Genomic DNA, 12,205 nt, shown 5'->3' with positions numbered 1-12,205 from the left:
TCACCTCACTGAAGATTAAGAAAGCGCTGAAAACTCTCTGCGTCGGGATAGGCGCGCTGCGTGCCGCGTCCGGTCACGCTGCAGGCGGCATAGGCCGAAGCCTGGGCCATGGCAGCCGCGATATCGCCGGTTTTAATCAGCAGCTGAGCAAAACAGCCGATAAAGGCATCGCCGGCACCGCTGGTGTCGACCGCCCGGACCGGCGTTGCCGCCACCCGGTGCACCGTATCGCCGCTCATCCATACCGAGCCGCGACTGCCCAGCGTGATAATCAGGTTTTTCAGACCGCGCTTCAGCAGCGATCGCCCGGCGGCGATTACGTCCTCATCGCTGGCAACCGGCAGTCCGGTGAGGATCTCCAGTTCGGTTTCGTTAGGCATAAAGAAGTCACACTTGCAGGCGTATTGGATGTCGAGATCGGCCACCGCCGGCGCGGGGTTCAGGATCACTTTGATCTGATGCTGACGGGCAAAATCGATGGCGTAATAGACCGTTTCCAGCGGGATCTCCAGCTGCAGGATGATCAGCTGGCAGCCTTTCAGCGCCTCAGCGGCGTCGTCAATATCGGCCGGCTTCAGCTGCTGGTTGGCACCTTTAATAATCAGGATGCGGTTCTGCGACCGATCGTCGACAAAGATCGGCGCCACGCCGCTTGAAGTACCCGCTGCCGTGGTGACGAAGCGGGTATCGACGCCCTGCTGTTGCAGATTCGCCACGGTATTGGGCGCAAACAGATCGTCGCCCACTTTGCTGACCATCATCACTTTCGCACCCATTCGGGCGGCAGCCACCGCCTGATTAGCCCCCTTGCCGCCACAGCCAAGGGCAAAATCGGGTGCTTCAAGGGTTTCGCCCGCTTTCGGCAGGCTGTTGGTATAGGTAATCAGGTCGACCATGTTTGAGCCGATGACCGCGATATCCATGACTGTTTTCTCCCGGATGTTTTTTAACCATCAAATGTTATTAAATTAACAATAACAATTATGAAAAGTTAAATATGTGATAAAAACCACATCCTGAAGGGATGAATTTCACCATATACGGCGAATAAAGGCCGATCGCCGTGTTACGATTGTAACAATCAGACATGGCACAGATTGGTGTAGCGGACGCCGCCTGGCCGGGGAGAAACCATCGCCGGACGGTAACGCGTGAGGTTTGCGGGGTTTAGCCGTTGCAGGTAAGATTGAAAACCAGCCTGCCGAAGAGGACGCAACGCCTTAAAATCTGTCAGGTTTGTCGCGATGATTACGCCGGTTTCCGGCCCCCTCAATCAGCCCAGCAGGAAACTGAACAGACAGAGATGACCATGGAAACCCGGCGCGACGAACGTATCCACAAGCTGGCTCAGGCGCTTAAACGCACCGATAAGCTGCATCTGAAAGACGCAGCCCAGCTGCTTGGCGTGTCAGAAATGACCATCCGCCGCGATCTGAGCGAGCCAGCCTCCAGCGTGGTGCTGCTGGGCGGCTACATCGTCAGCGACCCGAAGAGCCACGCCAGCCACTATTTTGTCACCGATCAGCACGGTCAGAATGCCGCCCGAAAACAGCGGCTGGCCCAGGCTGCGGCCAACCTGATCGGTGAAAATGACACGGTATTTTTCGACTGCGGCACTACCCTGCCTTATATCGTCGATGCGATCCCTGACAGCCTGCCGTTTACCGCAATCTGCTGCGCCATGAACACCTTCCTGGCGTTAAAGGAGAAACCGGCCTGCAATGTGATCCTCAGCGGCGGCGAGTTCCACGCGGATAATGCGCTGTTCACACCGATCGGCGGGCATTCGATCCTCGACGATCTCTGTCCGACACTGGCGTTTATCTCGGCGGCCGGGATCGACAAAGATCAGGGAGCGACCTGCTACAACACCAATGAGCTGGCGATGAAGCACCACGCGATGCTGCGGGCGCGCCAGTGCATTTTAGTGGCTGACAGCAGTAAATATGGCAAGGTGCTGCCGGCCCGCATTGCCGAACTGCGCCGCTTTGATCTGCTGGTCAGTGACGCAGCGCCCGATCAGGCGCTGCAGGACTGGCTGGCACAACAGGCGATTCCGCTGCGCCTGCCGTAAGTTCACGCCCAGCGGTTTACTACCGTTTCGCCGTCACGCAGGCGGCGCAGGTTGTCACACACTCCGGTCAGGTTGCCCGCCAGTGAGATATCGGTGACGCCGCCAATGTGTGGCGTGGCGATGACGTTATAGCGAAACAGCTCATCCTGCGGATCGGGCGGCTCCTGCCAGAATACATCCAGCCCGGCCCCGGCCAGCGACCGGTTTTTCAGCGCATTAAGAAAGGCCGCTTTGTCGATTAATCCACCCCGGCCAAGGTTGATCAGAAAGCTCTGCGGTTTCATCTGCTCCAGCGCCGTGGCGTCAATAATCTGGTGGGTCTGCGGATTATCCGGCAGGCTGAGCACCACAAAATCGGCCTGCTGCAACAGCTGCGGCAGCTGTGTCATCTCACCCAGCCACGCCAGGCCGTGCTGGTGAGCGAAAGCCGGATCGGCTTCACGCCTGACGCCGATCATCCGCATGCCAAACGGCCTGAGCCGCGCTGCCAGTGCTTTGCCGATGCCACCTAAACCGACCAGTCCGACCGTTTTGCCCTTCAATCCCAGGCCGACCGGCTGGCCCAGCTGCTGCTGCGCCAGGCAATCGGCGATTTCGTGATAGCGACGCGCCAGGCCAATCATCATCCAGATACCCAGTTCCGCCACCGAATCGGCATTGCCTGAGCTGTCGGACGGCACATTGGCGACCATGATGCCGCGCTGTTTCGCCGCCGCGATGTCGATCCCCTCCAGCCCGGTGCCCGCCTGCTGGATTAGCGCTAAGCGATCGGCGGTCGCCAGCAGCGCCGCGTCCACTTTGCACATGCCAGGGATCAGCGCATCAAAGCCGGCAAGGCTTTCGGCGGCGTGGCCTGCCGAGGCGACAAACTCCACGTCCGGCAGCCGCTGGCGAATAGCCGGAATCAATCCGCCCCAGGCGTGTTCATCCGCTGCGATCAATACTCTCATCGTCACTCTCCCGGTTTTTAAGGCAAAAAAGCAGCATAGTGCCGGGGTTGCGCGGAAATCAAACAGTTATCCCGAACTGCGGCACGCATCGGAATATTCGCCGCGCCCCGGCTGTGATTAGACGGTGAAAAAGGCTAAACTTCGACATCATCCAAATGACCAACAGACCCAGAGGCTCAATACAACGTGGCTCAATTCGTCTATAGCATGCACCGCGTCGGCAAAGTTGTTCCGCCGAAGCGACACATCCTGAAGAACATCTCCCTTAGCTTCTTCCCGGGCGCCAAAATCGGTGTACTCGGCCTGAACGGCGCGGGTAAATCCACCCTGCTGCGCATCATGGCCGGCATCGATAAAGATATCGAAGGGGAAGCGCGTCCGCAGCCAGGCATCAAGATTGGCTACCTGCCGCAGGAGCCGCAGCTTAACCTCGAACATACCGTGCGCGAGTCCGTTGAAGAGGCGCTGTCTGAAGTGGTTGGCGCGTTAAAACGCCTCGACGAAGTCTATGCGCTGTATGCCGAAGAGGGCGCGGACTTTGACAAACTGGCCGCTGAGCAGGGCCGTCTGGAAGAAATCATCCAGGCACATGATGGCCACAACCTGAATACCCAACTGGAGCGTGCGGCAGATGCGCTGCGCCTGCCAGACTGGGAGGCGAAAATCGCCACTCTCTCCGGCGGTGAACGTCGCCGCGTCGCACTGTGCCGCCTGCTGCTGGAAAAACCAGACATGCTGCTGCTCGACGAACCAACCAACCACCTGGACGCTGAATCTGTCGCCTGGCTGGAACGCTTCCTGCACGACTTCGAAGGCACCGTAGTGGCGATTACCCACGACCGTTACTTCCTTGATAACGTTGCCGGCTGGATTCTGGAACTGGACCGTGGCGAAGGCATCCCGTGGGAAGGTAACTACTCTTCCTGGCTGGAGCAGAAAGATGCGCGTCTGGCACAGGAAGCCTCTTCTGAAGCGGCCCGCCGCAAGTCAATTGAGAAAGAGCTGGAGTGGGTTCGTCAGGGCACTAAAGGCCGTCAGTCCAAGGGCAAAGCCCGTCTGGCGCGCTTCGAAGAGCTGAACAACACCGAATACCAGAAGCGTAACGAAACCAACGAACTGTTTATTCCGCCTGGCCCACGCCTGGGTGACAAAGTGCTGGAAGTCAGCAACCTGCGTAAATCCTACGGTGACCGCGTGCTGATCGACGACTTGTCGTTCTCGGTACCGAAAGGGGCAATTGTCGGCATCATCGGTCCGAACGGCGCCGGTAAATCGACGCTGTTCCGCATGATGTCCGGTCAGGAACAGCCTGATTCCGGCAGCATCGTGCTGGGCGATACCGTCAAACTGGCGTCAGTGGATCAGTTCCGTGACAGCATGGATAACTCCAAAACCGTGTGGGAAGAAGTTTCCGGCGGTCAGGACATCATGCGTATCGGCAATACCGAAATGCCAAGCCGCGCCTACGTCGGCCGCTTTAACTTCAAAGGCGTCGATCAGGGTAAACGCGTCGGTGAGCTGTCGGGCGGTGAGCGCGGTCGTCTGCACCTCGCCAAGCTGCTGCAGGTTGGTGGCAACATGTTGCTGCTCGATGAACCGACCAACGACCTGGACATCGAAACCCTGCGCGCGCTGGAAAACGCCCTGCTGGAGTTCCCAGGCTGCGCGATGGTGATCTCGCATGACCGCTGGTTCCTTGACCGCATCGCGACCCACATTCTGGACTACCAGGATGAAGGCAACATCGAATTCTTCGAAGGTAACTTCACCGAATACGAAGAGTACAAGAAGCGCACCCTCGGCGCCGAAGCGCTGGAGCCGAAGCGTATCAAGTACAAGCGTATAATTAAGTAACAGAACAGTGTTAAGGGCGGCAGCAATGCCGCCTTTTTTATTGCTCGATTAACGATAAAACTCCCTGAACACCGGCGAGTGCAGCGCGAACTCCACGAAGCGCGCCAGCGCCGGGGAATTGAGTTTACGTCCCGGATAGACCAGCCACAGCTCATTTCCTTCCATCTGCCAATCCGGCAACACCGGCACCAGCTGCGGGTCCGCCATAATGCCATCAGTGAGAAAACGCGGCAGCAGCGTGATACCGGCATCGCCGAGCGCCGACTCACGGGCATAGATCAGATTATCGGTCAGATGCGCGGGCGGCAGCAGCCAGCGATAAAATTCCTCATCCCGCTGTAATACCCATTCATTCCAGGCACGATGGGCGATGCAGCGATGGGCAGAAAGCTGTTGCGGATGAATAATGGGTGGATGCTGATCAAGATAGTGCTGCGAGGCCACCAGCAGCCGCTGGCAGTAACCGACCCGACGGCCAATCAGCGATGACTCCTGCGGCTGACCGGTGCGCAGCGCCACATCAAAGCCCTCCTGCACCAGATCGCGAATATCATCTGAGATCGAAATATCCAGCGTCACATCGGGATAGAGCCGTAAAAACTCCGCATTGCAGCGCGCCAGCAGGGTTGCGCCGATGCCCGCCGGGCTGGTGATGCGCAGCCGGCCGCTGGGGTTTTCACGCAGGCTGGCGATCGCCTGATCGGCACGTTCGCTGGCCTGCATCATCTCCTGGCAGTGCAGCAGATAGCGCTCACCGGCAAAGGTCAGGTTGAGCTGGCGGGTGGTGCGATTCAGCAGCCGGATGCCGAGTCGCTGCTCCAGCTGGCTGATGCGCTGGCTGACGCTCGATTTTGGCAAACCGGCGCGTTCCGCCGCGCCGGTAAAACTGCCGCACTCCGCCACCAGCGCGAAAAGCGCCATGTCCTGCCACTGACGAAACGCCATTGTTCACCTCAGACGAACACTCTATGAAAGATTGTCCATCTTATCACCGCTAAATCCAGGTTCTACACTTAGCGTAACAACACAGGAGATCCACTATGTCTATTCGCGCTATTGCTGTTAATCCAGAGAGTCCTGAGAACTTCATTGAAATCTTCCCCGAAACCCCGACGCCAGGCGAGTACGACCTGCGGGTTGAGGTCAAAGCCGCCTCGGTCAACCCGGTCGATACCAAAGTTCACAAAGGCGCAATCAAAAACGGGCTGCAGGCACCGCGTATTCTCGGCTGGGACGCCAGCGGCGTAGTGCTGGAAGTTGGCAGCAAGGTCAGCAACTTCAAGCCGGGCGATGAAGTCTACTATGCCGGCGATCTGACTCGTGCCGGCAGTAACAGCACCGGGCAGCTGGTCGATTCACGTATCACCGGCCACAAGCCGAAGAGCCTCGACTGGGCGCAATCGGCGGCGATCCCACTAACGGCACTGACGGCGTGGGAAGGATTGTTTGAGCGGCTGAATCTGAACGCCGCGACTGCGGATCAAACGCTGTTGATCGTCGGCGGCGCTGGCGGTGTCGGATCGCTGGCGATCCCTCTGGCGAAGCTGCACAGCAAGGTAAAAGTCATTGCCACAGCCTCCCGCGAAGATTCGGTGCAGTGGTGCCGCGATCGCGGTGCCGATCTGGTGATTAACTACAAAGATATGCCGGGTGAACTGGAGAAACAGGGGATTAAGCAGGTCGATTATATCTTCTGCCTCAACGATACCGACGGTCACTGGGAAACCATGGCGAAGCTGATTGCGCCGCAGGGCCACATCTGCACCATCGTTGAGAACGAGCATCCGCTGTCGATGGATCAGCTCAAGCTGAAAAGCGCTGCGCTGCACTTTGAGCTGATGTACACCCGCAGTATGTTTAACACGCCGGACATGGCGCGCCAGGGTGAAATTCTGGATGCCGTGGCCGCCTTGCTGGATGAAGGTAAGCTGCAAACCACGCTGAGTGAGACGCTGCAGGGCTTAAGCGTTGAAACGCTGCAAGCGGCCCATCAGCGGGTGCTGGAAGGCCATATGCGGGGCAAAGTCGTGATGGTCTATTAATCTGTCCGCCAGGGGGAACGCGCCGGTCCCCCTGGTTCGATCACGGCTGGGCGTTCTTCTCGCCCAGCATCGCTCTCACCAGTTCAATGCAGCGCAGGAAACGTGTGTCGTAATCATCTTCACGCACATGAACAAAATCGATATTGTTTTCACGCAGCATCGTCACCAGCATCGACTGGAATTCGCGACGATCGACTGAACTGCCCAGGCTGCGCAATCCATCCGCCACCCACGGCACATTGTTCTCAAGCAAAATGACTAAATCGAAGCGATATTCGTCGATCAGCGCCTGAACAAAGGGATGTTCGCGTCCTTCGTACTTCAGGCAGAACGCCTGAGTGGTCACGAAATCAGTGTCGATAAACGCCACCTTGTTGGCATATTTCACCGCGAAATCGATGTACTGCGCCTGACCGAGCGCGATTTTGTCGTAGTCCGAATATTGCAGCGCCATTTCATCGCCACCGAGGTGCGAAAAGACATAGTCGCGGCCATATTCCCAGGCACTGGTGGTGTTGAAAATATTGGCGAGCTTATTCACCAGCGTTGATTTGCCGCTCGATTCCCCACCCAGTATCGCCACGGTGCGAACAAAGAACGGCTTCACTTCGGTCGGGATATATTCCCAGAAGCGGAACGGATCCTGACGGATCTGCGCGCCGCTGATGCTCATGAAAGAGCGATCCGGATCGACCAGCACCGTGCGAACCCCCAGATGCTGCTGATACATCTCCGCATCGGGCGCTTCACTGGTGTAGATGCAATCCGGCGCAATGCCGTGCTCGCCGAGAAACGCGCTGACCCCTTGACTCCAGACGTCCCAGCCGTGCGGATACGGCTCAATCCCCTCCTCGTTAAAGGCATGGATACGGATGTTTTTCTGGTATTTAAAGGTCTGCAGCAACCAGCGCAGCCGGTCGCTGACCGTTGGCTGCTGCGACATGGCGCTGTTATCAAACAGTTCACGATCGCGCGGCTCGTCATAGCCCATGATGATGTGCAGTTCATCGACCTGGCTACAGGCGCGCTGAATCAGATAGATATGGCCGGTGTGCAACGGGTAAAACTTGCCGAACACCACGCCGACCGTTTTATCACGGCGCGGAAACTCCAGCCCGAGAAAGCGGTGCAGTGCTTCCAGTTTCTGCGCGCTGGGGCTTTTGATTTTGGCGTTGAGCAACTGGCTCAGGTAGCCTTTGGTCATGCCGCTGGCATCAGCAACCTGTTGCAGCGTGTGGCCCTGCTGGCGAATGGCCGTTTTCAGATAATCAAACGACGACATGTCGTGCCTCCTGCGTGAATGCGTATAAGGTTGAACCCGCCGCCCTCGCCCGCTGACGGCACGCCATCAGCGGACGCCAGCCGCATTACAGATCGTCGAGGATCGCCAGCGCGTCGGCCAGCTTCTTCGCGCTGAAAACCTGCATTCCATCGATCGGTTTTTTCGGCGCATTGCCAGCCGGCACAATGGCGCGTTTAAAGCCATGTTTTGCCGCTTCCGAAATCCGTTCCTGACCGCTGGGCACCGGACGAATTTCGCCTGCCAGCCCCACTTCCCCGAAGATCACCAGATCCTGCGGCAACGGGCGATCGCGCAGACTTGAGACCATCGACAGCATCAGCGCCAGATCGGCACTGGTTTCAGTCACCTTGACCCCGCCAACCACGTTGACAAACACATCCTGGTCCGCCATCTGCAGGCCGCCATGACGATGCAGCACCGCCAGCAGAATCGCCAGACGGTTCTGTTCCAGCCCGACCGCAACGCGACGCGGATTGCCCATCATCGAATGGTCCACCAGCGCCTGAATCTCTACCAGCAGCGGACGCGTCCCTTCCCACAGCACCATCACTGAGCTGCCGGACGTCACCTCTTCGCCGCGCGACAGGAAGATGGCCGACGGGTTGCTGACTTCACGCATTCCCTGCTCGGTCATGGCGAAAACGCCTAACTCGTTGACCGCGCCGAAGCGGTTTTTATGGCTGCGCAGGGTGCGGAAGCGGGAATCGGCATCGCCATCCAGCAGTACCGAACAGTCGATGCAGTGCTCCAGCACTTTCGGACCGGCCAGCGAGCCATCTTTAGTGACGTGACCGACCATAATGATCGCCACGCCGCGCGTTTTGGCGAAGCGCGTCAGGTAGGCGGCGGTTTCACGCACCTGCGCCACGCTGCCCGGCGAAGACTGGATCTCCGCCATGTGCATTACCTGGATCGAGTCGATTACCATCAGCTGCGGCTGCTCCTGCTCGGCGATCAGGCAGATCTGCTCGATGCTGGTTTCCGACAGCATATTGACATTTTCGGTAGGTAATCCCAGACGATGGGCGCGCATCGCAACCTGCTGCAGCGACTCTTCGCCGGTGACGTAGAGGGTTTTCATCCCTTCCGACAGGCGGCACATCACCTGCAATAGCAGAGTTGATTTACCGGCCCCTGGACTGCCGCCGATTAAAATGGCGCTGCCCGGCACCACGCCGCCGCCGAGCACCCGGTCAAACTCTTTAAAGCTGGTCGAGAAGCGCGGTAACGCCTCCAGACTGATTTCGGACAGCTTCTGTACCCGACTGGTACCGGCACTGCCCGCATAGCCGCTCAGACGCTCATTACGCGCCGCAGCAGGCGAGGCGGCAATCCGCACCTCGGTGATGGTGTTCCAGGCGTGACAGGCACTGCACTGCCCCTGCCAGCGTGGATAGTCTGCGCCGCATTCGTTACACACAAATGCGCGTTTTGCCGCTTTGGCCAAATCAATACCTCAGTTAACGCTCTTCATGGATCAGGCTACCGGTGAGGATGCAAAACACCCCCATCAAATCGGCATGGCGAATGGTGACCGCAGTCTGCTCATTCACCTTAGGTTTAGCATGGTAGGCAATGCCCAGCGCTGAGGCTTTAATCATCAGCAGGTCATTGGCCCCGTCGCCGACCGCGACGGTCTGTTCCGGCGCAATGTCAAAACGCTGCGCCAGCTTCTTCAGCGTATCGGCTTTATATTGTGCATCGACAATCGGACCCAGCAGGTTGCCGGTCAGTTTGCCGTCGCGAATTTCCAGTTCATTGGCTACTACCGCCGACAGATGCAACTTATCGCGCAGGTATTCGGCGTAATAGGTAAAGCCGCCCGAGGCAATCGCCACCTGCCAGCCCAGCGCCTGTAATTTTTGCGTCAGGGTAGTCAGGCCCGGCATCAGCGGTAGCGCATCGCGCACCTGCTTCAGAATATTAGCATCGGCCCCCTGCAGGGTCGCCACGCGCTGACGCAGGCTGGCAGTGAAGTCGAGTTCGCCGCGCATCGCGCGTTCGGTCACTTCTGCCACCAGCTCGCCACTGCCGGCCAGTTTAGCGATCTCGTCAATGCACTCGATCTGAATGGCGGTCGAGTCCATATCCATTACCAGCAGGCCCGGCGTTTTCAGGTGCGGGATTTTGCCAAGCGGCGCCACGTCCAGGCCGGCGTCGTGCGCCAGTCTGCTGGCGAACGGTGTCAGCGAGCCAGCCAGGCGAATCACCTGATATTCATCCACGTTCCAGGCACTGACGATCACCATGGCGGCACCCAGCCGGTGCTGGTAATCGGTCAGCCGTTGCTTATCCAGCCCGCGGCCATACAGCAGCCAGCCAGTCCGGCCAGCGCGATAATCCAGCGGCATCACTTCATCACCGCTAAGGGAAAGGGGCAAACCCGGCCAGAGGGAAACATCGGCGGGCAGATCGCACCAGGTTAAACGATTTGGCATCACAGCTCCTGTAGGGACAACAAAACCACGCAAGAGGCTACCTTGTCTGCGCCGCTTCTGGCAACATAATCTCCAGGCTTTCTGTTGTGACGTGACACGGATTATTGATGGCTAAAACCGCACTAAAATTTCGCTTACATCGCACGGTGATCGTTCTGATCTCAATGGCGCTGCTGGTGGCCCTGATGCAGGGTGCCTCCTGGTTCAGCCTCGGCCATCAAATGGCGCGTTCTGAACAGGTCGAAGAGCTGGCGCATACCCTGACCAGTCAGGTGGCGTTCAGCCTGAAACCGCTGATGGACAACAGCGAAAATAACCGCAACCAGATTGAAGCCATTCTCAATCAGATGACCGCTAACAGCCGCATCCTTGACGCCTCGGTGTATGACGGCGACGGCAGCTTAGTGGCGCACAGCGGTGAAAATATCAACGTGCGCGACCGGCTGGCGCTGGACGGCAAACGTGCCGGCAGCTACTTCAATCATCAGATTGTGCAGCCGCTGGCGGGCAACGATGGCCCGCTTGGCTTTTTGCGCGTTACGCTCGATACCCACGTGCTGGTCACCGAATCACGTCAGGTGGATAACACCACCAACATTCTGCGCCTGATGATGCTGCTGGCGCTGGCAATCGGCATTATTCTCTCCCGGACCCTGCTGCGCCATCGCCGTACCCGCTGGCAGCAATCGCCGTTTCTGCTCACCGCCAGTACGCCGGTGAAAGAAGATCGCGATGAGGATGAAGAGAAAAAAGAGTAGCACGCCATTTATCGCCTGGCAGCGCGATTATACAACTGAAAAGGCCCGTCAGACGGGCCTTTTTGCTGCTCAGCGTACGGATTTGCGAGGCGTGCCGGGTTAACCGGCCAGCAGCGTTTCCAGCTCGCTCAGCGATTTGACCTGCCAGGTCGGATGGATATGTGCCGGCAGCGGTCGGGTGCCGTGATCGATCCAGCAGGTTTTCAGGCCGGCATTGATCCCGCCGAGAATATCTGACTCCGGGGTATCCCCCACCATCAGTACCCGCTGACGATCCGGGTTGCCCATCTGCTTCAGCGCATAATCAAAAATCTTTGCGTCCGGTTTCGGCACACCGACCTGTTCTGAGATCACCAGCGCGGAAAAATAGTCACGAAAACCGGTACGTTCCAGCCGTATCTGCTGCAGCGCGGTAAAACCGTTGGTGATGATGCCCATCTTCACCCGGCCATGCAGCCGGTTCATCAGGCTGACCGCGCCCGGCAGCGGGGTACAGATCTCACCCATCGCGCTGAGAAAGCCGCTGTTGAGGATCTCCGGCGCTACGCTGAGCTTTTCGCTCCAGTGATTAAAACGCTGAGTCTGCAGCTGCAGCGCCGAAATGGTGCCGTTTTGATAATCAACCCACAGCGGTTTGTTAACCGCCTGGTAGTCGGCGTAATCCTGGTCGGTAAACTGCACGTCGTAGCCGGCGAACAGACGCTGTAAACCGGCATAGGCGTCGAAGTGAAAAAGGGTATCGTCGGCATCAAACAGGATGCAGTCCCAGTTATCTAACATCAAAGC

Annotated in this window: 11 protein-coding genes; 4 read left to right on the top strand and 7 right to left on the bottom strand. The window is 58.2% G+C overall.

Annotated elements, in window-relative coordinates:
• Positions 1–5 precede the first annotated feature (5 nt).
• Positions 6–923, bottom strand: coding sequence for a ribokinase (gene rbsK / locus AC6I8I_RS02775; protein WP_312055323.1), 918 nt, complete (start codon positions 921–923; stop codon positions 6–8).
• Between the two features lie 386 nt (positions 924–1,309).
• Here rbsK and deoR point away from each other — a divergent pair, with 386 nt between their 5' ends.
• A complete protein-coding gene (gene deoR / locus AC6I8I_RS02770) occupies positions 1,310–2,074 on the top strand; it encodes a DNA-binding transcriptional repressor DeoR (protein WP_312055411.1) in 765 nt (254 codons plus the stop codon).
• 2 nt (positions 2,075–2,076) lie between these two features.
• Here deoR and AC6I8I_RS02765 read toward each other — a convergent pair whose 3' ends face one another.
• On the bottom strand, positions 2,077–3,024 hold the full coding sequence (locus AC6I8I_RS02765) for a 2-hydroxyacid dehydrogenase (protein WP_312055322.1): 948 nt from the start codon (positions 3,022–3,024) through the stop codon (positions 2,077–2,079).
• 186 nt (positions 3,025–3,210) lie between these two features.
• Between AC6I8I_RS02765 and ettA the strand changes: the two genes are divergently transcribed.
• Complete coding sequence (gene ettA / locus AC6I8I_RS02760) at positions 3,211–4,878, top strand: energy-dependent translational throttle protein EttA (protein ID WP_072051008.1); 1,668 nt, start codon at positions 3,211–3,213, stop codon at positions 4,876–4,878.
• A 48-nt stretch (positions 4,879–4,926) separates the two neighbouring features.
• On the opposite strand, the gene AC6I8I_RS02755 is transcribed toward ettA, so the two are convergent.
• Positions 4,927–5,823: a LysR family transcriptional regulator gene (locus AC6I8I_RS02755; RefSeq protein ID WP_312055321.1), complete on the bottom strand. Its 897-nt coding sequence runs from the start codon at positions 5,821–5,823 to the stop codon at positions 4,927–4,929.
• Between the two features lie 95 nt (positions 5,824–5,918).
• On the opposite strand from AC6I8I_RS02755, the gene AC6I8I_RS02750 reads away from it, so the two are divergent.
• A complete protein-coding gene (locus tag AC6I8I_RS02750) occupies positions 5,919–6,920 on the top strand; it encodes a zinc-binding alcohol dehydrogenase family protein (protein WP_497828309.1) in 1,002 nt (333 codons plus the stop codon).
• Positions 6,921–6,960: 40 nt separating this feature from the next.
• On the opposite strand, the gene nadR is transcribed toward AC6I8I_RS02750, so the two are convergent.
• From nadR to serB, 3 genes are all read right to left on the bottom strand, one after another.
• Positions 6,961–8,202 carry a multifunctional transcriptional regulator/nicotinamide-nucleotide adenylyltransferase/ribosylnicotinamide kinase NadR gene (gene nadR / locus AC6I8I_RS02745; RefSeq protein ID WP_312055319.1) on the bottom strand — a complete coding sequence of 414 codons (1,242 nt, stop codon included), beginning with the start codon at positions 8,200–8,202 and terminating at the stop codon, positions 6,961–6,963.
• A gap of 85 nt (positions 8,203–8,287) precedes the next feature.
• Positions 8,288–9,670 carry a DNA repair protein RadA gene (radA, locus tag AC6I8I_RS02740; RefSeq protein ID WP_031376046.1) on the bottom strand — a complete coding sequence of 461 codons (1,383 nt, stop codon included), beginning with the start codon at positions 9,668–9,670 and terminating at the stop codon, positions 8,288–8,290.
• Positions 9,671–9,683: 13 nt separating this feature from the next.
• On the bottom strand, positions 9,684–10,661 hold the full coding sequence (serB, locus tag AC6I8I_RS02735; RefSeq protein WP_312055318.1) for a phosphoserine phosphatase: 978 nt from the start codon (positions 10,659–10,661) through the stop codon (positions 9,684–9,686).
• A 107-nt stretch (positions 10,662–10,768) separates the two neighbouring features.
• Between serB and AC6I8I_RS02730 the strand changes: the two genes are divergently transcribed.
• A complete protein-coding gene (locus tag AC6I8I_RS02730) occupies positions 10,769–11,419 on the top strand; it encodes a YtjB family periplasmic protein (protein WP_312055317.1) in 651 nt (216 codons plus the stop codon).
• Between the two features lie 99 nt (positions 11,420–11,518).
• Here the strand turns inward: AC6I8I_RS02730 and yjjG are convergent, their stop codons facing one another.
• Complete coding sequence (gene yjjG, locus AC6I8I_RS02725; protein WP_497828308.1) at positions 11,519–12,199, bottom strand: pyrimidine 5'-nucleotidase; 681 nt, start codon at positions 12,197–12,199, stop codon at positions 11,519–11,521.
• Positions 12,200–12,205: the final 6 nt, after the last annotated feature.

The sequence above is a fragment of the Pantoea sp. X-Soil-YNGN-775 genome (genome assembly GCF_059730575.1).
Note: the sequence above shows the minus strand (reverse complement) of the source record. Positions and strands in the feature narration are given on the sequence as shown.

Excerpts from the sequence above, each read along its gene's own strand:
- rbsK (WP_312055323.1), bottom strand. The coding sequence starts at position 923 with ATGGATATCGCGGTCATCGGCTCAAACATGGTCGACCTGATTACCTAT.
- deoR (WP_312055411.1), top strand. The coding sequence starts at position 1,310 with ATGGAAACCCGGCGCGACGAACGTATCCACAAGCTGGCTCAGGCGCTT.
- AC6I8I_RS02765 (WP_312055322.1), bottom strand. The coding sequence starts at position 3,024 with ATGAGAGTATTGATCGCAGCGGATGAACACGCCTGGGGCGGATTGATT.
- AC6I8I_RS02755 (WP_312055321.1), bottom strand. The coding sequence starts at position 5,823 with ATGGCGTTTCGTCAGTGGCAGGACATGGCGCTTTTCGCGCTGGTGGCG.
- AC6I8I_RS02750 (WP_497828309.1), top strand. The coding sequence starts at position 5,919 with ATGTCTATTCGCGCTATTGCTGTTAATCCAGAGAGTCCTGAGAACTTC.
- nadR (WP_312055319.1), bottom strand. The coding sequence starts at position 8,202 with ATGTCGTCGTTTGATTATCTGAAAACGGCCATTCGCCAGCAGGGCCAC.
- serB (WP_312055318.1), bottom strand. The coding sequence starts at position 10,661 with ATGCCAAATCGTTTAACCTGGTGCGATCTGCCCGCCGATGTTTCCCTC.
- AC6I8I_RS02730 (WP_312055317.1), top strand. The coding sequence starts at position 10,769 with ATGGCTAAAACCGCACTAAAATTTCGCTTACATCGCACGGTGATCGTT.
- yjjG (WP_497828308.1), bottom strand. The coding sequence starts at position 12,199 with ATGTTAGATAACTGGGACTGCATCCTGTTTGATGCCGACGATACCCTT.